This is a genomic window from Sporosarcina sp. NCCP-2331 (genome assembly GCF_023707945.1).
GTDB lineage: Bacteria > Bacillota > Bacilli > Bacillales_A > Planococcaceae > Sporosarcina > Sporosarcina cascadiensis.
In genome coordinates this window covers 125,646-149,996 of the sequence record NZ_BRCD01000004.1, presented here as the reverse complement: position 1 = coordinate 149,996, position 24,351 = coordinate 125,646, and the positions used below count along the sequence as shown (strand labels likewise).

The 24,351-nt window shown below is 44.8% G+C and carries 24 protein-coding genes; 23 read left to right on the top strand and 1 reads right to left on the bottom strand.

Annotated elements, in window-relative coordinates; genetic code table 11:
- Positions 1–34: 34 nt before the first annotated feature.
- The 23 genes from NCCP2331_RS04025 to recO all read left to right on the top strand — a co-directional run bounded on the left by NCCP2331_RS04025 (position 35) and on the right by recO (position 22,672).
- On the top strand, positions 35–922 hold the full coding sequence (locus tag NCCP2331_RS04025; protein WP_251668680.1) for a helix-turn-helix domain-containing protein: 888 nt from the start codon (positions 35–37) through the stop codon (positions 920–922).
- 325 nt (positions 923–1,247) lie between these two features.
- Positions 1,248–2,393 (top strand): radical SAM family heme chaperone HemW, encoded by a 1,146-nt coding sequence (gene hemW / locus NCCP2331_RS04020; RefSeq protein ID WP_153722289.1) that lies wholly within the window; start codon positions 1,248–1,250, stop codon positions 2,391–2,393.
- A gap of 84 nt (positions 2,394–2,477) precedes the next feature.
- Positions 2,478–3,533 carry a heat-inducible transcriptional repressor HrcA gene (gene hrcA, locus NCCP2331_RS04015; protein WP_153722290.1) on the top strand — a complete coding sequence of 352 codons (1,056 nt, stop codon included), beginning with the start codon at positions 2,478–2,480 and terminating at the stop codon, positions 3,531–3,533.
- Complete coding sequence (gene grpE / locus NCCP2331_RS04010; protein ID WP_153722291.1) at positions 3,530–4,108, top strand: nucleotide exchange factor GrpE; 579 nt, start codon at positions 3,530–3,532, stop codon at positions 4,106–4,108. The genes hrcA and grpE overlap by 4 nt, the downstream gene beginning before the upstream one ends.
- Before the next feature lie 38 nt (positions 4,109–4,146).
- Positions 4,147–5,976: a molecular chaperone DnaK gene (dnaK, locus tag NCCP2331_RS04005; RefSeq protein WP_251668679.1), complete on the top strand. Its 1,830-nt coding sequence runs from the start codon at positions 4,147–4,149 to the stop codon at positions 5,974–5,976.
- Between the two features lie 136 nt (positions 5,977–6,112).
- On the top strand, positions 6,113–7,234 hold the full coding sequence (dnaJ, locus tag NCCP2331_RS04000) for a molecular chaperone DnaJ (RefSeq protein WP_251668677.1): 1,122 nt from the start codon (positions 6,113–6,115) through the stop codon (positions 7,232–7,234).
- A 16-nt stretch (positions 7,235–7,250) separates the two neighbouring features.
- Positions 7,251–8,195, top strand: a complete 945-nt coding sequence (gene prmA / locus NCCP2331_RS03995; RefSeq protein WP_251668714.1) for a 50S ribosomal protein L11 methyltransferase — start codon at positions 7,251–7,253, stop codon at positions 8,193–8,195.
- A 2-nt stretch (positions 8,196–8,197) separates the two neighbouring features.
- Positions 8,198–8,938, top strand: a complete 741-nt coding sequence (locus NCCP2331_RS03990) for a 16S rRNA (uracil(1498)-N(3))-methyltransferase (protein ID WP_251668674.1) — start codon at positions 8,198–8,200, stop codon at positions 8,936–8,938.
- 16 nt (positions 8,939–8,954) lie between these two features.
- Positions 8,955–10,295, top strand: a complete 1,341-nt coding sequence (mtaB, locus tag NCCP2331_RS03985) for a tRNA (N(6)-L-threonylcarbamoyladenosine(37)-C(2))-methylthiotransferase MtaB (RefSeq protein ID WP_251668672.1) — start codon at positions 8,955–8,957, stop codon at positions 10,293–10,295.
- Between the two features lie 93 nt (positions 10,296–10,388).
- Positions 10,389–11,060 carry a deoxyribose-phosphate aldolase gene (deoC, locus tag NCCP2331_RS03980; protein WP_251668670.1) on the top strand — a complete coding sequence of 224 codons (672 nt, stop codon included), beginning with the start codon at positions 10,389–10,391 and terminating at the stop codon, positions 11,058–11,060.
- 515 nt (positions 11,061–11,575) lie between these two features.
- A complete protein-coding gene (rpsU, locus tag NCCP2331_RS03975; protein ID WP_009496905.1) occupies positions 11,576–11,749 on the top strand; it encodes a 30S ribosomal protein S21 in 174 nt (57 codons plus the stop codon).
- Between the two features lie 289 nt (positions 11,750–12,038).
- Entirely contained in the window at positions 12,039–13,376 is a 1,338-nt protein-coding gene (locus tag NCCP2331_RS03970) for an NfeD family protein (RefSeq protein WP_153722298.1), read from the top strand.
- Entirely contained in the window at positions 13,376–14,377 is a 1,002-nt protein-coding gene (gene floA, locus NCCP2331_RS03965) for a flotillin-like protein FloA (RefSeq protein ID WP_153722433.1), read from the top strand. The genes NCCP2331_RS03970 and floA overlap by 1 nt, the downstream gene beginning before the upstream one ends.
- 40 nt (positions 14,378–14,417) lie before the next feature.
- Positions 14,418–14,954, top strand: coding sequence for a hypothetical protein (locus NCCP2331_RS03960; RefSeq protein WP_153722299.1), 537 nt, complete (start codon positions 14,418–14,420; stop codon positions 14,952–14,954).
- Between the two features lie 47 nt (positions 14,955–15,001).
- A complete protein-coding gene (locus tag NCCP2331_RS03955; protein WP_153722300.1) occupies positions 15,002–15,259 on the top strand; it encodes a hypothetical protein in 258 nt (85 codons plus the stop codon).
- Entirely contained in the window at positions 15,249–16,340 is a 1,092-nt protein-coding gene (locus NCCP2331_RS03950; protein ID WP_251668669.1) for a sporulation protein YqfD, read from the top strand. The genes NCCP2331_RS03955 and NCCP2331_RS03950 overlap by 11 nt, the downstream gene beginning before the upstream one ends.
- A gap of 5 nt (positions 16,341–16,345) precedes the next feature.
- The gene (locus NCCP2331_RS03945) at positions 16,346–17,311 is read left to right on the top strand and encodes a PhoH family protein (protein ID WP_194841129.1); all 966 of its coding nucleotides are present in this window, start codon (positions 16,346–16,348) and stop codon (positions 17,309–17,311) included.
- Positions 17,312–17,556: 245 nt separating this feature from the next.
- Positions 17,557–19,671, top strand: a complete 2,115-nt coding sequence (locus tag NCCP2331_RS03940) for an HD family phosphohydrolase (protein WP_228551079.1) — start codon at positions 17,557–17,559, stop codon at positions 19,669–19,671.
- Positions 19,672–19,688: 17 nt separating this feature from the next.
- Positions 19,689–20,162, top strand: a complete 474-nt coding sequence (gene ybeY, locus NCCP2331_RS03935) for an rRNA maturation RNase YbeY (RefSeq protein WP_153722302.1) — start codon at positions 19,689–19,691, stop codon at positions 20,160–20,162.
- Positions 20,163–20,166: 4 nt separating this feature from the next.
- A complete protein-coding gene (locus NCCP2331_RS03930) occupies positions 20,167–20,517 on the top strand; it encodes a diacylglycerol kinase family protein (RefSeq protein WP_153722303.1) in 351 nt (116 codons plus the stop codon).
- Positions 20,518–20,547: 30 nt separating this feature from the next.
- The gene (locus NCCP2331_RS03925; RefSeq protein WP_153722304.1) at positions 20,548–20,958 is read left to right on the top strand and encodes a cytidine deaminase; all 411 of its coding nucleotides are present in this window, start codon (positions 20,548–20,550) and stop codon (positions 20,956–20,958) included.
- Positions 20,942–21,856, top strand: coding sequence for a GTPase Era (gene era, locus NCCP2331_RS03920; RefSeq protein WP_153722305.1), 915 nt, complete (start codon positions 20,942–20,944; stop codon positions 21,854–21,856). Before NCCP2331_RS03925 ends, era begins: the two co-directional genes overlap by 17 nt.
- A gap of 33 nt (positions 21,857–21,889) precedes the next feature.
- Positions 21,890–22,672 (top strand): DNA repair protein RecO, encoded by a 783-nt coding sequence (gene recO, locus NCCP2331_RS03915; RefSeq protein WP_153722306.1) that lies wholly within the window; start codon positions 21,890–21,892, stop codon positions 22,670–22,672.
- Between the two features lie 27 nt (positions 22,673–22,699).
- On the opposite strand, the gene NCCP2331_RS03910 is transcribed toward recO, so the two are convergent.
- Positions 22,700–24,079, bottom strand: coding sequence for a glycine--tRNA ligase (locus NCCP2331_RS03910; RefSeq protein ID WP_153722307.1), 1,380 nt, complete (start codon positions 24,077–24,079; stop codon positions 22,700–22,702).
- Positions 24,080–24,351 lie beyond the last annotated feature (272 nt).

The window sequence follows — 24,351 nt, the reverse complement described above, 5'->3', positions numbered from 1 at the left end:
TATTGATATGTTGATAAAAAGCGAGGTGATAACGATGGCATTTGAATATTTAGCACAGTATGCAACATTTGAATCTGTATCAGACATGGACAAGAATGTGGAAGACCATATTGCTGCACACTACTACGACTTAACAGATAGTGAGCGCGCCATCGTTTTCTCTATCGCTTCTCGTTCACTATTGTACCCAGGTGCGTCCCATCTTAAAGCTTCCACTATTGCAGAAGCACTGGAGATCAGCACGAAGACAGTTTATCGCTCTGTTAAAAAACTAGTCGATCTAGGCATCATCGAAAAAGTACCTGGGACGAAATTAAACGGCATAAAAGGGGCTAGTATCTACCGTATACTTCCTAATGTCCCATCGGAATTGTCCCAACGAGAGACAGACGTTCAAACTAGTAACGACGCGGTTGAACCTCCACAATCTGAAAATCAATCACTAGATTCTTTTAATCTTTTAAGTTCTAAACAAGCAAATAATATTATAAGCGTTGGTGAGCAATTGGCTTTGCAAGCTGAAAACAAAAAGGCGTTCATGAATGAGTGGCAAATTAATTTGTATGATCTATTCCACTCTCTACCGTTGCCTGATGAGATAAAAGATCAGCTGCATAAGGTAGTGCTGGCATCAGAGGTGAATGACCTGAAAAGCTTTGTACGTGCCAAAGATGTGCTGCTGAATATTGTGCGGGATATTAATAGTGGAGTGCTGACCGTGTCCAGTACATTACGCGCTGTGTTTGGCGGTGCATATGAGAAGGCGAAAGAACGGATGGACAAGCAACAGAAAGTAGCTGCAGAAGAGAATAGTCGTAAAGTGAAGAAGGTACCGTTCTATAATTGGCTTGTCGAACGTGAAGGGGATCAGACGCCTGTCCCCAGAAGTAAACCACGATTCGAGAATTGGTTATTGTGGTGAATAAAAAAAGACAGCCAGTAGATTCTGACTGTCTTCCTATATTATAAATGTGCCGCCGTGTTGCCACCGAGCGAAGCAAATACACCTAGATATCGTAAAATATTATACGTGCTGTCAGATTAAAAACAACACTTATAAAACCGCATAGTCAAAACGTTTGTACATTAAAGCGCGTTACTGTATGATACGTTTTGATATGTCATTTCTTCAAGAGGCGTTCATGGCCGTTCTGAAGATGGATGAAGATTAACAAATAGTTGCATGAGAGGGCAAAAAAACGCCCTCTTTTTGCTGTTTACATACTTAAATAAAAGGAGTTACAAGCATGCGCGGTGTGTATATTCATATCCCATTTTGTCAGCAAATCTGCCATTACTGTGATTTCAACAAAGTATTTCTGAAGAACCAGCCTGTCGATCAATATATTGAATCAATCGGTGACGAGTTCCGACTTATGCAGAAAGCAGGGCATTCTTTTGAACAGGTGGAAACCGTTTTTCTGGGCGGCGGCACACCAACTGCACTAAATGTCAAGCAGCTGGACCGATTACTGACGATCATTGCACAATTCGTTGATGTAGAGTCGTTGCGCGAATTCACATCAGAAGCCAATCCTGACGATCTATCTGAAGGTCAACTGGCTATCTTAAAAGAAAAAGGCGTCAACCGGCTGTCTATTGGTGTGCAGTCCTTTAATGAAAGACTGCTGCAGCAAATAGGGAGAACGCATTCTGCCGACGATATTGAGCGTGTCATTTCTTCAGCGCGTGCTGTCGGATTTGAAAACATCAGCCTCGATCTAATGTATGGCTTACCGACGCAAACCGTTAAAGAATGGGAAGAAACACTGGATCGTGCTCTGGCACTCGATTTGCCGCATTATTCGGCATACTCATTAATAGTGGAGCCGAAAACAGTATTTTATAACCGGATGACAAAAGGCAAATTGCCGCTACCGGGAGAAGATGCCGAAGCGGAAATGTTCGCGATGGTTATGGATCGTATGAATGAAGCGAACCGGCTACAGTACGAAATCAGTAATTTTGCGATTCCGGGCTATCCTTCGTTTCATAACCTGATCTATTGGGAAAACTCTCAATATGCCGGAATCGGAGCAGGAGCTCACGGATACTTAGGAACACAGCGATATGCAAATGTCGGTCCGCTGAAACATTATATAGAACGTCTGGCATTAGATGAACTGCCGATTAAAGAGGCTCATGAAGTGACTTGGAAAGAATCCATGGAAGAAGAAATGTTCTTGGGTCTGCGGAAAATTCAAGGGGTTTCGATTCCTCATTTTAAAGAAAAATTCAATAAGCCCATCGAAGAAGTATTTGGCCGCCCGATTGAAAAAATGCAGAAGCAGGGCTTGCTGCAAGTGAAAGATGACCATCTTTGCCTGACGAGAAACGGGATTTTTCAAGGAAATAATGTCTTCGAACAATTTTTGCTCGAAGACGAAGTTTGATTCGTTGACAGGCAAATTATAATTTGATAAATTATGAGTAGTATTAGCACTCGAAGTTAATGAGTGCTAACAGGAGTGATGATCATGTTGACAAACAGACAATTACTCATACTACAATTGACGGTGAAAGATTTTATCGAGTCTGCTCAGCCTGTTGGTTCCAGACAGCTGTCAAAGAAACCGGAAGCGCCATTCAGTTCAGCTACTATTCGGAATGACATGGCAGATCTGGAGGATATGGGTTATTTAGAAAAGACTCACACATCATCTGGAAGAATTCCATCTGAAAAAGGCTATCGGTTTTTTGTAGATCATTTATTACAGCCGCAAACCTTGAATTTGGAAGACAGCTTGCAACTGCGTACTTTATTCCAAGATAAAGTGGGGGAATCAGAAGAATTGATTCGAAATTCAGCAACGATCTTATCCGAGCTGACGAATTATACTTCTATCTTGCTCGGACCGGATACCTCGACGCATGCTGTAAAGAAATTCTCAATTGTTCCGTTGGATCAGAAGAAAGCTGTTGCGATTATCGTAACGGACAACGGTCATGTGGAAAATCGAATTTTCGATGTTCCGGAAGGACTGTCTGCTTCTGAAATTGAAAAGACAGTCAATATTTTAAATGAACGCCTGATCGGCACCTCTCTTGTACAGCTTCAACAAAAGCTGATGCAGGAAGCAAAGCATGTATTTCAGCAGCATATTAACCAGGCCGAGAAGTTATTCAGCTCGCTTCAGCAAGCAGTTGCGGTCGAGCCTGAAGAACGTCTTTATTTTGGCGGCAAGCTGAATATGTGGAAGCAGCCCGAATTTCATGACTTCCAGAAAATGAAGTCATTCTTTGAACTGATGGAAAAAGGCAATCCAGCTATGTCCCTGTTTCAAAAGAACGACCAGGGGATTCACGTTCGCATCGGTTCTGAGAACAAGGTAATTGATATGGAAGATTACAGTGTAATTACTTCGACATATTCGGCAGGTGAGAATATGGAAGGTTCCATTGCAATCATCGGTCCGAAACGAATGGATTACGGAAGAGTCATCACTTTGCTCGACATACTGAGCAGCGACTTATCTTCTGCGCTTCATCGGCTGACGATCGGACAAGACGCAGACAGGAGGCAAGACACGTGACTGAAAAAGACGAACTCCAGCCAAACGCTCAGGATGAAAACAGTTCTGAAGACGAGCAGGCTTTGGAAGAAACGACTGAACAGCAGAATGAACCTGCTGAAGAGCTCAGTGAAACAGAAATCCTTACAGCAAAAATAGATGAACTGACAAAAGCCCTTGAAGAAGAAGAGAGCAAGAAATTACGTGTGCTGGCGGATATGGAAAATGTAAAGAGACGGGCTTCACTCGATTACCAAGCACTGCAGACCTATCGGGCACAAAATGTGATGGTGCATATTCTTCCGGTCCTGGACAACTTCGAACGCGCACTTTCTGTTGAAGCAAAGGAAGCGGAAAGTCAATCGCTCCTCACGGGGATGGACATGGTATACCGTTCATTAGTGGAAGCACTGAAGGCAGAAGGTTTAGAAGAGATCGAAGCGAAGGATCAGGAGTTTGATCCAAACTTCCACCAGGCTGTAATGACAGGCAGCGATGAAGATAAAGAGTCTGGAATTGTTTTGGAAGAACTTCAAAAAGGGTATAAGCTGAAAGAACGTGTTTTACGGCCTTCCATGGTTAAAGTAAACGAGTAAATAACATTTATTGATGAAAATTAGGAGGAAAATCACACATGAGTAAAATTATCGGTATTGACTTAGGTACAACAAACTCAGTAGTAGCAGTATATGAAGGCGGAGAAGCGAAAGTTATTCCAAACCCTGAAGGCAACCGGACAACACCTTCTGTCGTTGCATTTAAAAACGGGGAGCGTCAAGTAGGGGAAGTGGCAAAGCGCCAGTCCATTACAAATCCTCACACCATCATGTCTGTTAAAAGACATATGGGTTCTGACTTCAAAGTAGAAGCAGACGGAAAAGAATATACGCCTCAGGAAGTTTCTGCAATGATTCTTCAATATATGAAGGGGTATGCAGAAGACTATCTTGGAGAAAAAGTAACAAAGGCAGTCATTACTGTACCAGCTTACTTTAACGATGCACAGCGTCAGGCAACAAAAGATGCCGGAACAATTGCCGGACTGGAAGTTGAGCGTATTATCAATGAGCCGACGGCGGCAGCGCTTGCTTACGGTATGGATAAGACAGACGAAGACCAGACAATTCTGGTTTACGACCTCGGCGGCGGTACATTTGACGTATCGATTCTTGAATTAGGCGACGGTGTCTTCCAAGTGCGTTCTACAGCAGGAGACAATAAACTGGGCGGAGATGACTTTGATGATATCATCATTGACTATCTAGTGCAGGAATTCCGTAAAGAAAATGCCATCGATCTTTCCAAAGATAAAATGGCGATGCAGCGCTTGAAAGATGCAGCTGAAAAAGCGAAAAAAGACTTATCAGGAGTTACATCAACACAGATTTCACTGCCGTTCATCACTGCAGGAGATGCAGGTCCGCTTCACTTGGAAATCACATTAACACGCGGTAAATTCGATGAATTAACAGCTGGTTTAGTAGAACGTTCAATGGTTCCTACACGCCAGGCGTTAAAAGATGCAGAACTATCTCCATCTGAAATCGACCGTGTAATTCTTGTCGGAGGATCAACACGTATCCCTGCTGTACAGGAAGCGATTAAAAAAGCAACAGGCAAAGAGCCGTTTAAAGGCGTTAACCCTGATGAAGTAGTCGCAATGGGTGCGGCGGTTCAAGGTTCAATCCTGACTGGTGACGTAAAAGACGTAGTATTACTTGACGTAACACCACTTTCATTGGGAATTGAGACGATGGGGTCTGTCTTCACAAAACTGATTGACCGGAACACAACGATTCCGACTAGTAAGTCACAGGTATTCTCGACAGCAGCGGATAATCAGCCGGCAGTGGATATCCATGTATTGCAAGGGGAGCGTCCGATGGCAACAGACAATAAAACGCTCGGCCGTTTCCAATTGACTGATATTCCACCGGCACCGCGCGGCGTTCCACAAATTGAAGTAACTTTTGACATCGATAAAAATGGTATTGTAAATGTTAAAGCGAAGGATCTTGGAACTCAAAAAGAACAGAACATTACAATCCAGTCTTCATCAGGCCTTTCTGACGATGAGATTGATCAAATGGTTAAAGATGCAGAAGCACATGCTGAAGACGACAAGAAGCGTAAAGAAGAAGCAGAGTTGCGCAACGAAGCGGATCAGTTAGTATTCATGGCTGAAAAAACTTTGAAAGATCTGGAAGGCAAAGTGGACGAAGCGGAAATTAAAGAAGCACAGGATGCATTGGATGAGCTAAAAGCTGCCAATGAATCTGGAGATCTTGAAGAAATCCGTACAAAGAAAGAAAAACTGGACGGATTGGTTCAGGCACTTTCTGTTAAATTATACGAGCAGGCTGCAGCAGAAGCACAGGCAGCTGAAGGCGCAGAGCCGGGTCCTGCAGACGACGATGTAGTCGACGCGGACTTTGAAGAAGTAGACGACAAAGACAATAAATAATAATTAAACAAAACTAGATGTTGACGGAAAAGTCAAAGTCCGAAATTCCGGCTTTGACTTTTTCGTTTGTTAACACAATTCATTTTCCACGTGGTACAATGGGCCACAGGTAAAATGCGATAAGGGGTGCAAATGAATGAGTAAACGAGATTACTATGATGTGCTGGGTGTGTCTAAATCAGCCACAAAAGAAGAAATACGCAAAGCATATCGATCACTTTCCAAGAAGTACCATCCGGACTTAAATAAAGAGTCGGATGCTGAAGTGAAGTTTAAAGAAGTCACAGAAGCATTTGAAGTGCTGAGCGACGAAAATAAACGTGCAAACTACGACCAGTTCGGCCATGAAAGTCCGAATCAAGGGTTTGGCGGATTTGGCGGCGGCGGTGCTGAAGGTTTCGGCTTCGAAGATATATTCAGTACATTTTTCGGCGGCAGTGCCAGAAGACGCGATCCGAATGCTCCTCAAAAAGGAAACGACCTGCAATATACAATGACGGTGGATTTCATGGATGCGATCTTCGGCAAAAAGACGGAAATCGAGATTCCGCGTGAAGAAGTCTGTGACACATGTGACGGAACAGGTGCTAAAAAAGGTACGAGTGTAAAGACTTGTACAGAATGTAATGGTTCCGGTGAAATTTCTGTTGCGCAGAATACACCATTCGGTCAAGTTGTTAACCGAAGAACATGTCCGACATGTCAGGGAACTGGAAAGATTATTCCTGAAAAATGTGAGACTTGTCACGGTAAAGGCCGCGTAAATAAGAAGAAAATAATTGAAGTATCCATCCCTGCCGGAGTCGATCAGGGACAGCGTCTGCGTGTCGGCGGTCAGGGCGAAGCCGGAATTAACGGAGGACCTCCGGGTGACTTATATATTGTCTTTAATGTACGTCCTCATAAGAAGTTTATTCGTGAAGAAGACGACATTATCCTTGAGCTTTCATTGACATTCCCGCAGGCTTCTCTCGGAGATGAATTAGAAGTTCCGACTGTTCACGGAAAAGTGAAGCTGAAAATTCCTGCAGGCACACAAAATGGCACGAATTTCCGTCTGCGCGGTAAAGGAGTCCCAAATGTTCACGGCCACGGAATCGGGGATCAGCACGTGATTGTCAAAGTGGTTACACCGAAGAAAATGACCGAAAAACAAAAAGAATTGCTGCGAGAGTTTGCTTCTATTGAAGGAGAAACCCCTGATGAATACTCCAGTTCATTCTTTGACAAAATCAAACGTACTTTCAAAGGCGAATGAAAGGATTGAAGAAACTGTGAAATGGTCAGAAGTTTCCGTCCACACTACCCACGAAGCAACTGAGGCAGTAGCGAACATCCTGCACGAAGCAGGAGCAAGCGGCGTCATCATAGAAGACTCCAACGAACCCGATAAAGAACGTGTCAATCAGTTCGGAGAGATGTATGCTCTGAATCGTTCAGATTTTCCGAATGAAGGAGTCGTTATTAAAGCGTATTTGCCTGTCAACAGTTTCATTAATGAAACGGTGCAGGAGCTGGAGTTGGAAATTGAAGGACTCCGTCAATTTTCATTGGATCCCGGAGCATTCACGATTGGAATAACAGAAGTCGACGAAGAAGACTGGGCAAATTCCTGGAAACAGTATTATCATCCGGTGAAAATTTCAAAGCGGTTCACCATTGTGCCGACTTGGGAAGAGTATACGCCTGTCGAGACGGATGAACTGATCATCGAATTGGATCCCGGAATGGCTTTCGGCACGGGTACCCATCCGACAACCGTTCTGTGCCTCCAAGCGCTGGAGAAGTATTTAGAGCCCGGGCAGACGATTGTCGATGTCGGTACAGGGTCCGGTGTGCTCGCAATTGGAGCAGCACTGCTCGGCGCCAGTCAAATTACTGCACTTGATTTAGATGAAGTGGCAGTCCGGGCGGCGCAGGAAAATGTTGCGTATAACCATGTGGATGACCGCATCACTGTTCTGAAAGGTAATTTATTGGAAGCAATAGAAGAACCACCGGATGTAATCATTGCGAATATACTGGCTGACGTGATCATGTCGTTTTCTAAAGATGCATTTGACCTGGTCAAACCGGGAGGCTTATTTATTACGTCCGGCATTATTGGACAAAAGCGTGATGAAGTGCGGGAGGATTTACTGACCAAAGGCTTCGAAATTGTGGAGTCGGTGCTCATGGAAGACTGGGTGGCCATCATTGCGCGCAAAGGGCGTGAATAAGTGTGCAGCGATATTTTACAGAACATGCTTTTGACGCGCAAAGTACACTCTCTATAGCCGGAGAAGACTTCAAGCATATCGTCAAGGTGATGCGAATGACTACTGGTGATGAAATCATTACGGTTTACAATGGATCCGCAGCTGTGGCGGTCATTAAAGAAATAACAGATGACCAGGTAGTCGTCGAAAAGCGGAGTGAGCTTGGAAAGGATACTGAAATGCCTGTTCAAGTTACGCTCGCGTGCGGGCTGCCTAAAGGCGATAAGCTGGATCTGATCACTCAAAAAGGAACAGAGCTCGGAATGACTGCTCTGATTCCTTTCGCTGCCGGCCGTTCTATTGTTAAATGGGATGCTTCAAAAAGCGGTAAAAAGATCGATCGTCTGCAAAGAATCGCAAAAGAAGCAGCCGAGCAGTGCCATCGCAATTACATACCGGAGATTTCTCCGGTCCTCAATCTGAAACAATTGATCGAAACAGCTGCAGACTTTGACGTCAAACTGTTCGCAGACGAAGAAGATGCGAAGAGCGATATCCCTCATAAGATTGCAGACCGGCTGAAAAACGTGTATCATAAACAATCGATATTAGTTGTTTTCGGACCGGAAGGCGGATTGGCGAGGGAAGAAGTTGAAATGCTGCAGGATGCAGGGTTTCTTCCAGTATCGCTGGGACCCAGAATACTGCGTACGGAAACGGCGCCCTTATACTTATTGTCCGCTATGTCTTATGAATTTGAATGAAAGAGGTGAGCAGCTTATGTCATCGGTTGCTTTTCATACATTAGGCTGCAAGGTGAACCATTACGAAACAGAGGCGATCTGGCAGTTGTTCCAGGAAGCCGGTTACGTGCGCGTGAACTTTGAAAAGAGTTCAGACGTATATGTAATCAACACCTGCACCGTAACCAATACAGGTGATAAAAAGAGCCGGCAGGTGATCCGCCGCGCGATCCGTAAGAATCCCGACGCGGTCATTTGCGTCACAGGATGCTATGCGCAGACATCACCTGCTGAAATCATGGCGATTCCCGGTGTGGATATCGTTGTCGGTACACAAGACCGCACAAAACTTTTAGGGTTGATTGAGCAGTACCGCGAAGAGCGGCAGCCGATCAATGCAGTGCGGAATATTATGAAGAACCGCGTTTATGAAGAGCTTGATGTGCCTTCATTTACGGACCGTACTCGCGCTTCTCTGAAAATACAGGAAGGCTGCAATAACTTCTGTACTTTTTGCATCATTCCTTGGGCGCGCGGGTTAATGCGTTCACGTGATCCTCAGGAAGTCATCCATCAGGCACAGCAGCTTGTGGATGCGGGCTATCTGGAGATCGTTCTGACAGGGATTCATACAGGCGGTTATGGAGAAGATTTGAAGGATTACAATCTTGCCCGTCTGCTGCGTGATCTGGAAGAACAAGTTACAGGGCTTAAACGTCTGCGGATCAGTTCAATTGAAGCAAGCCAATTAACAGATGAAGTCATCGACGTACTGCGCGACTCGAAGATTGTGGTTCGTCACTTGCATATCCCGATTCAATCAGGTTCCAATACTGTACTGAAGAGGATGCGCCGCAAGTATACGATGGAATTCTTCTCTGAGCGTCTTATGCGTCTGAATGAAGCTCTGCCTCAATTGGCGATTACATCTGACGTAATTGTCGGTTTCCCGGGTGAAACAGAAGAAGAATTTATGGAAACGTATAATTTTATTCGCGACCACAAGTTTTCTGAACTTCACGTTTTTCCGTATTCCATGAGGACGGGAACTCCTGCTGCTCGAATGGAAGATCAAATTGATGAAAGCATCAAGAATGAACGTGTGCACCGTCTGATCACACTGAATGATCAGCTGGCTAAAGATTATGCAGCACAATTTGAAGGCGAAGTATTGGAAGTTATTCCGGAAGAGCGCTATAAACTGGATCAGGTCTCTGGTTTATATGAGGGCTACACTGATAACTATCTAAAAGTCGTTCTGCCTGCCGATGAAACGATGGTTGGACAAATTGTGCGCGTGAAAATTTCTAAAGCCGGGTATCCTTACAATGAAGGACAGCCTGTGCGAATCATTGAAGACCAAAAAATCACGATATAAGAAGAGGCCGCCGGACTTGGCGGTCTTTTTCGTGCAAGCAATTTCAAGCTTTGCTATACTGAAAGAAATGATATAGAAAAAGGAGCGCTTTCATTGACGAATAAATATGCCGCTTATATTGATCATACATTGCTAAAGGCAGAGGCAACAAAACAGCAAGTTCTGGAATTGTGTGAAGAAGCAAAGAAATATTCATTTGCCTCTGTTTGTATTAATCCGCATTGGGTTCACACAGCAGCCGAAGCACTGCAGGGAACCGAAGTAAAGGTCTGCACGGTCATCGGTTTCCCGCTGGGCGCAAGCACAACAGAAACAAAAGTCTTTGAAACAGAAGATGCAATTGCCAACGGAGCGAATGAAGTGGATATGGTACTGAATATCGGCGCGCTGCATAGCGGATTGCTTGATAATGTGCAGAAGGATATAGAAGGAGTCGTCCGGGCGGCCAAAGGCAAAGCGTTGGTTAAAGTCATTTTAGAAACATCTTTGCTCGATGATATGCAAAAACGGACTGCCAGTGAATTGGCGGTACTGGCAGGTGCTGATTTTGTAAAAACATCGACTGGTTTCTCAACCGGCGGCGCAACTCCTGAAGACGTCAAGTTAATGCGTGCAGTTGTAGGCCCGGAGATCGGCGTCAAGGCATCAGGAGGCGTCCGCAGCCTTGAAGACGTCAATAAGATGATCGAAGCCGGTGCAACGCGTATCGGAGCAAGTTCAGGTGTTGCTATCATAAAGGGTCTCGAGTCAACTTCTGATTATTAATCAAAAGCGGAAAGCGCCGTTCAGCCTCGACCGGCACTGGAGGGTAAGCTGAAAAGGTGCGCCCTTTGCGCCTTTACAGCCTACCTGAAGTGACCCGAGAGGCTGGCGCTTGCAGCTGGATGAGATCAAAAGCGGAAAGCGCCGTTCAGCCTCGACAGGCACTGGAGGGTAAGCTGAAAAGGTGCGCCCTTTGCGCCTTTACAGCCTACCTGAAGTGACCCAAGAGGCTGGCGCTTGCAGCTAGATGAAATCAAAAGCGGAAGCGGCTGTTCAGAGGCGGCAGGCATAAGGCAAAGCTGCGATGCGGTGTAGTTTGCCGTTCAGCTTCGACCGGCGTCGAAGAGCTTAAAATAAAGACGCCTTTCTGACTTTACCTTTAACACCGCAACGGCCCAAAAATTCTTATTAATATTCTAATAGTTTTTTATTGACCGGCAGCATTTTTTACGTTATAATTTGCTAGTACATGGCAAACAGCTATGTATGAAGTGTGCTCGGAGGGAGGGACAAGAGATATGACTAAGACAGTCGTTCGCAAAAATGAATCACTTGAAGACGCTCTTCGCCGCTTCAAACGTACTGTATCTAAAAGTGGTACAATACAAGAGGTAAGAAAGCGCGAGTTCTATGAAAAGCCAAGTGTAAAACGTAAAAAGAAATCAGAAGCGGCACGTAAGCGCAAATTCTAATTTCTGCCTACATTGAATTTTGAGACTAACAATTATTGCAATATCAGATAAACCGAAGATCCATAAAGGATTTTCGGTTTATTTTATTGTGTTGCATTTTTTTGCTTTAACTCAAAGTTCGTTCTGCAAATGCCCGGCCGCCGTGCTGAATTTTATCAAACACCTGCTTTAATACAAAGTTTTATGAGAAAACTTCATTTTTTTAAAATTCTTTTCAAGAAATGAAACCAAATGCTTTTTCAAACGTAAATAGTAAGTATAATAGGCAGTAGAGAGAGGTGAGAAAACAATGACTAAAATGATTAGGTCAGTTTTTCTGCTCATTTTATTCATCGGGACAATCGCGTTGCCTTTTATGCATACAGCAGCAGCTGAAACAAAAGTATATCATGTGCCTCTTCATCAAGAAGTAGAAAAAGGTCTCCATGCATTTCTTCAGCGCTCATTCAAAGAAGCAGCTGATGCAGGTGCTGACACGATTGTATTAGATATAGACACACCCGGGGGCTTCGTGGATGCAGCTGACCAGATTGCCAAGTTGATGAAATCAACGGATGCAGAGATCGTTGCGTTCATTAATAACCGTGCCTTGTCGGCGGGTGCGTTCCTTGCACTCTATGCAGATCAAATCTATATGACGCCGAACGGATCAATGGGTGCAGCGCAAGTAATCGACGGCTCCGGAAACGCAGCAGAAGCAAAAACCAACAGCTATTGGCTGGCTCAAATGAAAAATGCCGCTCTGCACAAAGAGGGCCGCGATGAGCAATATGCATTGGCTATGGCAAATCCAGACATTCATTTGCCGGACTTGCGGGCACCAAAAGGTGAACTTTTAACACTTACCGCTTCGGAAGCAGAAGAAGTAGGTTATAGTGAAGGAACGGTTGCGACGTTTGATGAGTTGCTTGCGAAATTGGGCTTGGAAGATGCAACAGTGATCTCTACAGCGGAAACGTTCTCAGAGAAAGCTGCCCGCTTCATTACCAATCCGGTAGTCGTTCCGATTTTACTATCAATCGCCAGTCTTGGATTGATAGTGGAACTTTATTCGCCAGGTTTCGGTGTGCCGGGAAGTATGGGGCTCATTGCTCTGTTTTCATTTTTCTACGGACATACAGTAGCAGGGCTCGCGGGATATGAGACACTGATCCTATTCCTATTGGGCGTCGGACTCATCATCGCCGAGTTTTTCATTGCAGGAGGGATAGCGGGTGTCTTCGGAGTCCTGGCTATCATAGGAAGTATTTTGCTTGCAGGCACCAATTTGGCATTCATGGCAATCTCGGTGCTGATTGCGATAGCCGTAGCAAGTATAGGAGCGGTGGTTATAATGAAATTCTTCGGAAAAAAACTTCATCTGTTGAATAAAATCATCTTAATGGATACGATGGATACGGAAAGCGGTTACGTATCCAATGAAAACCGCACGGACTTACTGAATAAAGTTGCGGTCACGCTGACTCCGCTATATCCTTCCGGAGTTGCTGAATTAGACGGCGAACGGATTGATGTAGTGTCAGAGGGGCGTTATATTGATCGAGATACAGAAGTAGTGATCGTGGCGGTGGAAGGCTTTAGAATCGTTGTAAGAGAGAAGAAGAAAGAGGAGGAACAAGGCTTATGATGGGACTAGGAACAATCGGACTGGTAGCAGCAGTCTTTATTATCATCATCGTACTGGCAATATTCTTTACATTCGTTCCAGTAACGCTGTGGATTTCCGCTATGGCGGCAGGAGTACGAGTAAGTATCTTTACACTGGTCGGGATGCGTTTACGTCGGGTAATCCCGAGCAGAGTGGTTAATCCGCTGATTAAAGCACATAAAGCAGGTCTGACGGTATCGATCAACCAGCTGGAAAGCCACTACTTAGCGGGTGGTAACGTGGACCGCGTTGTCAATGCACTGATTGCAGCACAGCGCGCGAACATTGATTTGACATTCGAAAGAGCTCAGGCGATTGACTTGGCGGGACGTGACGTACTGGAAGCAGTTCAAATGTCTGTTAACCCGAAAGTTATTGAAACGCCATTTATCGCAGGTGTTGCGATGAACGGTATCGAAGTAAAAGCGAAAGCCCGAATTACAGTACGTGCAAACATTGACCGTCTCGTCGGTGGTGCAGGGGAAGAAACAGTGGTAGCCCGTGTCGGTGAAGGTATTGTATCGACGATCGGTTCTTCTGTCAGCCATGCGAAAGTATTGGAAAACCCGGATATGATTTCTCAAACTGTCCTGAAAAAAGGATTGGATTCAGGTACCGCTTTCGAAATTCTGTCGATTGATATTGCCGATGTGGATATCGGTAAAAACATCGGTGCGGAACTTCAGACTGAGCAAGCAATGGCAGATAAGAACATTGCCCAGGCCAAAGCGGAAGAACGCCGTGCGATGGCTGTTGCCAGCGAGCAGGAAATGAAGGCGAAGACTCAGGAGATGCGCGCGAAAGTGGTGGGCGCAGAATCTGAAGTGCCTCTAGCAATGGCAGAAGCGCTACGTACAGGAAATATCGGAATTATGGATTATATGAACTATAAAAATATTCAGGCCGATACAGGTATGCGTGATTCCATCAGTAAAGTAGGCGGCGACCAGCAAGGTCCCGAGCAGCACAAAAAAGACTGATTAACAGTAAAACAATGAATTCCCGGGAAGGGGATGCATAATGGAACAGCTCATCATTTTGGTCATCATGCTGGCGCTGGGCTCCCTGTTCGGCAAAAAGAAAGAAAAACCCGAACCGAAAAAACAGCCGCCAGTACAAAAACCGACTTATACACAGACAGTTCAGCGAGACTCGAGAGAACCGCAGCGCTCAAATGCAGCGCCTGTAAACAAATCACGTTCGCTGAAAGATCTTTCAAGAAACCTGTTTGAAGATATTCAAAAGGAATTTAAAGAGCTTCAGCAAGAAATACAGCCAGAAGAAGCCCCTGTAAAATCCCAGGCGCCTCAAACAGAAATCTTCTACCCGGAACCTGCCTTGGAGAAGAAGCGTCAGGAACGGGCTGTAAAGGCTGTTTCTACGCCGCGTTCAGAGCGTCAGTCCAACGCTAGAGGTAGATTCAGTTCAGATCAGCAGGAAGCGTTTCAGTCAAATGACCGCATTTTGCAGGAAGACTTGATTCCGACTACCCGTCAGCAAGTTTTGCAAGGGATTGTTTATTCTGAAATTTTAGGTCCGCCAAAATCAAAACGATAAGCATGTACCCCCTGTCACTTTCATAGAGTGAGACAGGGGGTTTTTTCGTGAAAAAATTATTCGCACTTCATCCATCTGTCATATTAGATGAGTTCCACACGTTACGGATTACGGGCTCTTATCAATTGAAAGCACTGAGCGAACAAGCCGTTTCCTTTCAAACTGATGATTTTTCTTTAACTGTTCAGGCTGAGGAGATAACTGTGCTCGCGCTGACTGAACAGCATGCCCATATCTCCATTTCTGAGCTGAAAGATTTATCAATCCGCTATCAGCCTCGCGAGGAATCGGCTTATGGCTACTAAACGTTTTGAAGTCCAGCTGAGTGCTGCCGGCGGAACATCTTCATTTCTTGGAAAGATGCAAGCTGAGCATGTTAAGATAAAAAATTTATATGTCGCGGGAAAGTCCGTGTATTTTGAAACGGACAGTAAAGGCATTCAGACGATTCGGCGTTTCAGAAAAAAGTACAGAGTAAAAGTGAAAATCTCCCGTAAAGGAAGTGATTCGCTTCATTTTCGTTTGTTCTCTTCATTTCTTTTTCTGATCGGCTGTCTGCTGCCCCTTTTGGCATCCATGTTTTTATGGAATGTTCAAGTAGACAGCGAAGTACCCGAACTGGCTGAGCGGCTGGAGAAAAAAATGACTCAAGCGCATATCGCGGTGCCTTCCTTACTGTCCCGACTGCCTGAAGAAGATGAAATGCGGCGAATGCTGATGCAGGATGAGCCTGCTCTGTCCTGGATCCGATTTAAGCGGGCGGGAACTTCTTTACAGGTCACACCGATGCTGGCACCTATGTCGACGGATGTGAAAGAAGATGTGAAAGAAAAGCCTTCTCATTTAGTGGCTAGAACAGGAGGCGTCATCACCAATTTTGCTTTGACCCGTGGCGAACGTGCGAGTATTATTCATCAGACAGTGAAAAAAGGAGACCTTCTGGCGACAGGTATCCTGGAACAAGGAGAAAAAACAACTGTAGTCGGAGCAGCCGGCGAGGTATTCGCAGATTATTGGCTGGAGGTACATTTTGAGCTGCCGCGCACAGTCAGCTTTTCCTCGCTTGGAGAAGAACAGCTAAACGTAAAATGGAGAGTTCCATGGTTTGAAAGCAAAAGCGGGACCTATCATTTCAGAAGTCCGGTCGATGTAATCAAAACACGGAAAGATCCCGTTCATACTGTACGCTTGAAAAAGGGGATGGAAGAGACGGTTATTCTTCCGCTGCTGAAATATGACCTGTTATCGAAGAAACAAAACGAACTGCTGATTAAAGAGGAAAACATTTTACATGTATCGTTCACTAATGATAAAGTTAAAGGAGTTCTATTGTTTTTAATTAATGAAAATATTGCTGAAAAACAACCGATAACTCAAGGAGACTGAATATATTGAGCGAACAAACCATTCAACTGCATATTGAAGAACCAAATGAAGCGATCATGCTTCTTGGCATTTCTGATCAGAACATGAATTTGATCGAGGAAGAATTGAATATTTCGATCCGTACGAGAGGCGAGACGATCACGATCAGCGGAGAAGAAGAACAAGGTATAGCGGCCAAGGCATTGCTCGAGCAATTACTGAAAGTCATCCGCAAAGGAATCAATATTAATTTACGGGATGTTGCCACTGCGATTGAAATGGCGAAAAACGGTACAATCGAGTATTTCTCTTCTCTTTACGACGAAGAAATCGCGCGCAACACAAAAGGCAAAGTCATCCGCGCGAAAACGATAGGCCAGCGGGAGTACGTATCCGCGATTCGTTCCAGAGATCTGGTATTCTGTATCGGGCCTGCGGGAACAGGAAAAACATATTTAGCTGTTGTCATGGCTGTTCAGGCGATGAAATCAGGCTCAGTAAAACGAATTATCCTGACACGTCCGGCTGTAGAAGCGGGAGAAAGCCTCGGTTTCCTCCCAGGAGACCTGAAAGAAAAGGTAGATCCGTATTTACGTCCGCTGTATGATGCGCTTCATGACATATTAGGTGCAGAACATACAGAGCGTCTTATCGAACGGGGGGTCATCGAGATCGCGCCATTAGCCTATATGCGCGGCAGAACACTGGACGATGCATTTGTTATTTTGGATGAAGCGCAAAATACTACCAAGGCACAGATGAAAATGTTTTTAACACGGCTGGGCTTTGGATCTAAGATGGTCATAACGGGTGATAAAACCCAGATTGATCTTCCGCGCGGAGCAGAGTCAGGCATCATTGTAGCTGAGCACATCCTCAAGAAAGTTCAGGATATCCAATTTATCTACCTGGAGCAGGGTGACGTTGTACGGCATCCGATTGTAGCTAAAATCATCGATGCATATGAGAAAGAACAATCATCAAAATCATAAATTATAAATAGCCCGAGAACCTTTGCTTTAAGGTTTTCGGGCTTTTGTGTGAGGAACAATATGGCGGAGAGCTTAAACATCACTTCCGACAATGAGGAAATACATGCAGTATAACCCTCTAATGAGGTATAATGGCTAACATAGCTGTAAGGGTTCAAGCGTAATGTGAAAAAAGTCATAATGGATGAAGTAATTAAATGAATACATAAGCAATCGGCAAAAGTTATTGAAGGGAGGCAGTCTACTTGGGTAATGTTAAGCAATTGCTTTTGCAGCTGAAAAAAGTGAAATTTTCTTTTTTGCTGCTTCTGGTAGTTTCGCTGTCCAGCATTCTCTTATTTTTCATGATGTACGGCAACAGTCAGAATGAGACGTATGAAATTTCGGCTTATGAAATCTCACCAAAAACGATACGCTCGCCTAAAACGATTGAGGATACAGAGAAGACGGAACTGGAACGGGTCAGAGCCGAGCAGGCTGTTGCTGAATCCTACCGTTTTTCAGAAGATATCATGAAAAATAGACAGGCTCTGGTCAGCTCTATTTTCACTGCGGTCAGCGACGTGAAAGTAGAAGCGAAAAAAGAACCGGACATGACGACCGGCATGAAACTGAAACTGCTCAGAGAAAAACTTGACGGAATGGAGAACGAAGAATCCCTACTGCGTTTATCTGATGAGCAATTAAAACAGCTGGTGTCGTCAGAGCAATCCGAACTTGATGCTTTGCATCAGCAATTGCTGCAGATCATAGGCAAAGAATTGTCCAAACCGTTTAAACAGGAAGCAGTGCCGACACATCGCTATGAAGTGGAACGGCAGCTTCGTCAGACAAGCACCGCGTCGTCAGGACTGTTGGATGTAGCCCTGTCACTGGGAAGGGCGGCAATGGTCGAAACCGAGGTTATCGATGATGAATTGACGGAGAAAAACAAAGCGGATGCGCGTGAATCAGTGGAACCGATCCGTATTCTGCAGGGACAAGTCATTGTACGTGAAGGACAATTGATTGACCGGGATATCTATCAGCAACTGAAACTGGCGGGAGTGCTGACGAATCAGTCTTCTATCAAACCGTTGCTTGGCATCAGTATATTTGTGCTTTTCATTTCAGCGTTAATTGGAATCCATTTTTCTAAATCAAAAAAGGAAACACAGTTTAAAAAGAAAGCCTTGCTAATGTTTTATGTAATCTTTTTTTCGGTCATATTATTAATGAAAATGATCAGTTATATCGATCATGAATTTGATGTGCAGATCGCTTTTTTATTTCCGACTGCACTCGCACCGATGCTTATTAAACTGCTGATCAATGAACGCACTGCCGTCTTATCGGCCATATTAACAGCAGCCACTGCAGGAATCATGCTTCAGGAAGGTCTCGCGGCCATTATGCAGATGGAAGTGGCATTGTATATTTTGTTCGGCGGGATTGTCAGTATTTACGTAATCAGCGAGACAGGCAGACGGTCGACGATCCTGCAGGCGAGTCTTGCAGTATCAGCGTCAAACCTGTTATTTATTATTTTTTATCTGCTAATGACGCAGACCAGCTATACACTGCCTGAGCTGACGTTCTACGCAGCGGCAGCTGTCACGTCGGGGATTCTTTCCGGCGCATTGACAATTGGTTTGCTGCCGTTTTTTGAAACGGTCTTTCAATTGCTTTCCAATATGCGCCTGGTCGAACTGTCCAATCCGAACCATCCTTTGCTGAAGAAGATCTTAGTGGAAACACCGGGGACGTATCATCACAGCATCATGGTGGCAAACTTAGCAGATGCAGCGTGTGAAGCCATTGGAGCAAACGGGCTGCTGGCACGTGTCGGAAGCTATTACCATGATATCGGCAAATCAATTCATCCAGGCTTCTTTATTGAAAACCAGCATGCCGGTCAAAATCTGCATGATTCCCTGCCGCCTGAGAAAAGTCGTGATATGATAATAGCTCATGCAGAAGACGGGGCGGGTATTTTGGAGAAACATCATATGCCTGCCGAACTGGTTGCGATTGCAAGACAGCATCACGGCACCAGCTTACTGAAGTTCTTCTATGTTAAAGCGAAAGAAATGAATACAGAAGTTAAGGAAGAGGATTTCAGATATCCAGGTCCGAAACCACAGACTAAGGAAATTGCTGTTATCATGATTGCAGACAGCGTGGAAGCGGCAGTACGCTCAATGAAAGAGCCGACGCCTGAAAAAATCGCCTCATTGGTCGAAGCAATCGTGCGGAGCAAAGTGGAAGATGATCAATTCGATGAATGTGACTTATCAATGAAAGAAATCAAACAAGTAAAACGAGTAATTTGCGAAACGATGAACGGTATTTTCCACAATAGAATCGAATATCCGGATTAATGGAGGAGCAAGAGAATATGATAGACTTTTATTTTCAAGATGATACCGAGACAGTCGGAAAACAGTCAGAAGAATTAATTACCGATTTATTGAATCACGCGGCGAAAATGGAAGAGATGAATGGCTTGTATGAATTGTCGATCACTTTTATGGACGATCATGCAATTCAGTCAGTCAATGCGGAATTCAGGGGCAAAGACCAACCGACCGACGTCATTTCATTCGCGTTAGAAGAATTATCTGAAGGTGAAGTTGCCATCGTACACGAGCAGGATATGCCGGTTGTACTCGGCGACATTATTATTTCAATTGAAACGGCTCAGCGCCAGGCGGAAGAATATAATCACACATTCGAGCGGGAACTTGGTTTTTTGGCACTGCATGGTTTCCTTCACTTACTTGGATACGACCATTTGGATGAGGAAGAAGAACGTGAAATGTTCGGAAGGCAAAATGAAATTCTGACGTCGTTCGGCTTAGAACGGAAGTGAAAGCGTGAAGAAATTTCTAAAGGGTTTTGTTTACGCCTGGGACGGAATTCTTGACGGCTTTGCAGAAGGGCGTAATATGAAATCACATGGCCTGTCGGCGGTCGTTGTAGCGATTGCCGGTTGGCTGACGGGATTGTCTATGATGGAATGGCTCATTATCGTTCTATTGATTGGCGGAATGATGTCGCTTGAATTAATGAACACTGCCGTAGAGTATGTCGTGGACCTTGTAACGTCTGAATATCATCCTTTAGCAAAAAAGGCGAAGGATATTGCAGCCGGTTCTGTGTTGATCTTTGCTTTGACAAGCGCGGTCATCGGCTGTCTGATCTTTTTCCCGAAATGGTTCGGCTGAATGAATATAAAATTAAATGGAGTGAAGTAAATGAAGATTGAACAATTACGAAATGAAGCAGAAATTGCGATGAAAACGGCATACGTGCCTTATTCAAAATTCCCGGTAGGTGCAGCGCTGGAAACAGCTGACGGTAAGATTTACCACGGCTGCAATATCGAAAACTCTGCGTATGGCCTGACAAACTGTGCGGAAAGAACGGCTATATTTAAAGCAATATCAGAAGGTGAGAAAGCTTTCAAAACACTCACCGTCATAGGAGATACGGAAGGTCCGGTTTCACCATGCGGTTCCTGCCGCCAGGTCATAGCGGAATTCTGCGCACCCGATATGCCCGTTTATTTGACTAATCTAAAAGGGAATGTGCAGGAGACGACTGTCGAACAGCTATTGCCGGGAGCTTTTTCCAAGGGGGATTTAGATTATGCCGAAGAACGATAATGCCTTTAAATCAGGTTTCATTTCTATTATTGGCCGTCCTAACGTAGGTAAATCCACTTTCATCAACCGGATGGTCGGACAGAAAATTGCTATAATGAGCGATAAGCCGCAGACAACTAGAAATAAGGTGCAAGGAATTGTTACCAGCAAAACGTCTCAGATGATCTTCATTGATACCCCGGGTGTTCACAAACCGAAACACCGTCTGGGTGACTTCATGCTGAAAGTAACACGCAGCACGCTCAGCGAAGTGGATGTCATCATGTTTATGGTGAATGCGGATGAAAAAATCGGGACTGGCGACCGTTTTATCATGGAATGGCTGGAAAAATCGGAAACACCTGTTTTCTTGGTTATCAATAAGATCGACCTTGTACATCCCGATCAGCTTTTTGAAATCATTACATCGTATACGAAAGAAATGAAGTTTGCGGAAGTCGTTCCGATATCTGCATTAAACGGCAATAATATCGAACGGTTGACGGAAACACTGGAAAGCTATTTGCCGGAAGGTCCTCAATTTTATGATACGGACCAAGTGACTGATCATCCGGAACGTTTTATAATATCTGAAATGATTCGTGAAAAAGTCCTGCATACGACACGCGAAGAAATTCCGCATTCCATCGCCGTGGCAATTGAAAGTATTGAACAGGATCCTGCTACTGAAAAAATGCATATTCGGGCAACAATCATTGTTGAGCGGGATTCGCAAAAAGGAATTGTCATTGGTAAAGGCGGTAAACTGCTGAAAGAAGTGGGTACCAAAGCCAGAAAAGATATTGAAATGCTTCTCGGCCAGAAAGTTTTCCTGGAGTTATGGGTAAAAGTCCAGAAAGATTGGCGCAATCGTCCGAGCCGCCTGAAAGAATTCGGCTTTAACGAGGAAGATTATTGATGTAGTAAACCTTTGAGCTAAGGGGGGAGTGCTTTGCTGAACAAGATAGAAGGATTTGTTTTAAAAAGTATCCCATACGGCGAATCTAATAAAATTATCACACTTTATACAAGGGAAGCGGGGAAAATCACTGCGATGGCGCGCGGAGCAAAAAAGCCCGCGAGCCGATTAGCGGCGATTACCCAGACATTCACTCATGCTTACTTTTTGATTCGTGCGAGCCGGGGGATGGGTTCCGTTGAGCAGGGGGAACTGATCGACAGTATCCGTCATATCCGTTCAGACCTTGAGACGACAGCTTATGCCGGCCTGGTCGTTGAATTGATTGATCGTCTGACAGAAAGTGAGCAGGAAAATGAAGGCGTCTTTCGTTTGCTTGCGGAGTCCTTTCATGCGATGGAAGAAGGTTATGACGCTGAAGCCATCTCGTTGTTTGTGCAGTGGAAAATGCTGCCGGTGGCCGGTATACACCCCATTCTTCATGAATGTGCAAACTGCGGGGCGACGGAAGGGGAGTTTGCTTTTTCTTTTCAGCAAATTGGATTCCTCTGTCACCGCTGTTTCAGTGTGGATCCCTATATCATCAGGCTTTCACCGACACAGATTAAATTAATCCGAATGTTCTACAATGTACCGCTGGATCAGATCGGCAAGTTGGAGTTAAAGAAGCCGACGAAAACATTCATGCAGAAACTGGTATCGACAATTTATCACGAACAGACAGGGGTATATTTGAAATCCAGGAAGTTCATTGAGCAGTTGGACCGTACACCCGAGCTTCAGAAACCAAAAGAAAACCCGGAAGAAGAAGGCTGAAGCCGACTTTTTCCGGGTTTTCTATTATTAAAATTGTAAGTGTTTCTCGATATATGCTTTCACGTCTGCGATCGGCATACGCTCCTGCTCCATGGAATCACGGTGACGGACAGTCACTTGCTGGTCTTCCAATGAATCAAAGTCGTATGTGATACAGAATGGTGTTCCAATTTCATCTTGGCGGCGGTAGCGGCGGCCGATTGATTGGGAATCGTCATATTGTACCGGGAAATGCTTTGCAAGTTCCATGTATACTTTGTCTGCATCATCTGCAAGTTTTTTAGACAGCGGCAAAACTGCTGCTTTAATTGGCGCAAGTGCCGGGTGGAAACGCAGTACAGTACGCTTGTCACCGTCTTCCAGCTCTTCTTCGTCGAATGCATCACAAAGGAAGGCAAGGGTAACACGGTCGGCTCCTACAGAAGGCTCGATGCAATATGGAACATATTTTTCATTCGTAATAGGGTCCTGATAATGGAAGTCCTCGCCTGAATATTCCATATGGCGCTTCAAGTCGAAGTCCGTACGATTTGCGATACCCCAGAGTTCGCCCCAGCCAAACGGGAATTTATATTCAATATCGACAGTCCCTTTTGAGTAGTGGGAAAGCTCATCTTCATTATGCTCGCGAAGACGGATATTGTCTTCTTTCAATCCAAGATTCAGCAATAGATTCTTGGAAGCATCGCGCCAGTACCCGTACCAATGCTCGTCTTCACCCGGTTTACAGAAGAATTCAAGTTCCATCTGTTCGAATTCACGAGTACGGAACGTAAAGTTACCCGGTGTGATTTCGTTACGGAAACTTTTACCGACCTGTGCAATACCGAATGGCACTTTCTTTCTCATGGAACGCTGAACGTTTTTGAAGTTGACGAAAATCCCCTGTGCTGTTTCAGGGCGCAGGAAAATTTGGTTGGCGGAGGAATCTGTCACTCCCTGGCTCGTCTTGAACATCAGATTGAACTGACGGATTTCCGTATAATCCATTGCGCCGCAAGTAGGGCAGACGATATTGTGCTCTTGAATTAGATCAAACATTTTTTCAAACGGCAGCCCGTCGACAACCAATTCGATTCCTTTTGCATCCAATGCTTCTTCGATTAACTTATCCGCACGATGACGCGTTTTACATTTTTTACAGTCGATCATCGGATCGTTGAAGTTGCCGATATGACCAGATGCTTCCCAGACTTTCGGGTTCATCAGGATAGCGGAATCAAGTCCGACGTTATATGGTGACTCCTGAATGAATTTCTGCCACCAGGCACGCTTAATATTGTTTTTCAGTTCGACACCCAGCGGACCGTAATCCCAGGTATTCGCCAAACCGCCGTAGATGTCAGATCCAGGAAATACAAAACCCCGCTGTTTTGATAAATTCACTACTTGTTCCATCGATAACATAATAAAATCCCTCCAATTAAAATAAGCACTCGTCTCCGGACATAGACATGTCCGGGGACGAGTGCATGATGACCCGCGGTTCCACCCCGATTGGTTTTTCAACCCACTTTCATAATGAATAGTTCAGCTCCCGGGTGCCGTTTTCGTGTAATTACAGGCTCTCACTATCCCTGCTCGCTTTTCGTTTACACTACTTATTGACCGTTCTTCGCTTACTTCATTCAAAATTAGTTTAGCATGCTTCTCCTTTCTTCGCAATAGTCAGCGTCTTG

Bases quoted from the DNA above. Each gene is read 5' to 3' on its own strand.
- NCCP2331_RS04025 (WP_251668680.1), top strand. From the start codon at position 35: ATGGCATTTGAATATTTAGCACAGTATGCAACATTTGAATCTGTATCA.
- hemW (WP_153722289.1), top strand. From the start codon at position 1,248: ATGCGCGGTGTGTATATTCATATCCCATTTTGTCAGCAAATCTGCCAT.
- hrcA (WP_153722290.1), top strand. From the start codon at position 2,478: ATGTTGACAAACAGACAATTACTCATACTACAATTGACGGTGAAAGAT.
- dnaK (WP_251668679.1), top strand. From the start codon at position 4,147: ATGAGTAAAATTATCGGTATTGACTTAGGTACAACAAACTCAGTAGTA.
- dnaJ (WP_251668677.1), top strand. From the start codon at position 6,113: ATGAGTAAACGAGATTACTATGATGTGCTGGGTGTGTCTAAATCAGCC.
- mtaB (WP_251668672.1), top strand. From the start codon at position 8,955: ATGTCATCGGTTGCTTTTCATACATTAGGCTGCAAGGTGAACCATTAC.
- rpsU (WP_009496905.1), top strand. From the start codon at position 11,576: ATGACTAAGACAGTCGTTCGCAAAAATGAATCACTTGAAGACGCTCTT.
- NCCP2331_RS03970 (WP_153722298.1), top strand. From the start codon at position 12,039: ATGACTAAAATGATTAGGTCAGTTTTTCTGCTCATTTTATTCATCGGG.
- floA (WP_153722433.1), top strand. From the start codon at position 13,376: ATGGGACTAGGAACAATCGGACTGGTAGCAGCAGTCTTTATTATCATC.
- NCCP2331_RS03960 (WP_153722299.1), top strand. From the start codon at position 14,418: ATGGAACAGCTCATCATTTTGGTCATCATGCTGGCGCTGGGCTCCCTG.
- NCCP2331_RS03950 (WP_251668669.1), top strand. From the start codon at position 15,249: ATGGCTACTAAACGTTTTGAAGTCCAGCTGAGTGCTGCCGGCGGAACA.
- ybeY (WP_153722302.1), top strand. From the start codon at position 19,689: ATGATAGACTTTTATTTTCAAGATGATACCGAGACAGTCGGAAAACAG.
- NCCP2331_RS03925 (WP_153722304.1), top strand. From the start codon at position 20,548: ATGAAGATTGAACAATTACGAAATGAAGCAGAAATTGCGATGAAAACG.
- era (WP_153722305.1), top strand. From the start codon at position 20,942: ATGCCGAAGAACGATAATGCCTTTAAATCAGGTTTCATTTCTATTATT.
- NCCP2331_RS03910 (WP_153722307.1), bottom strand. From the start codon at position 24,079: ATGTTATCGATGGAACAAGTAGTGAATTTATCAAAACAGCGGGGTTTT.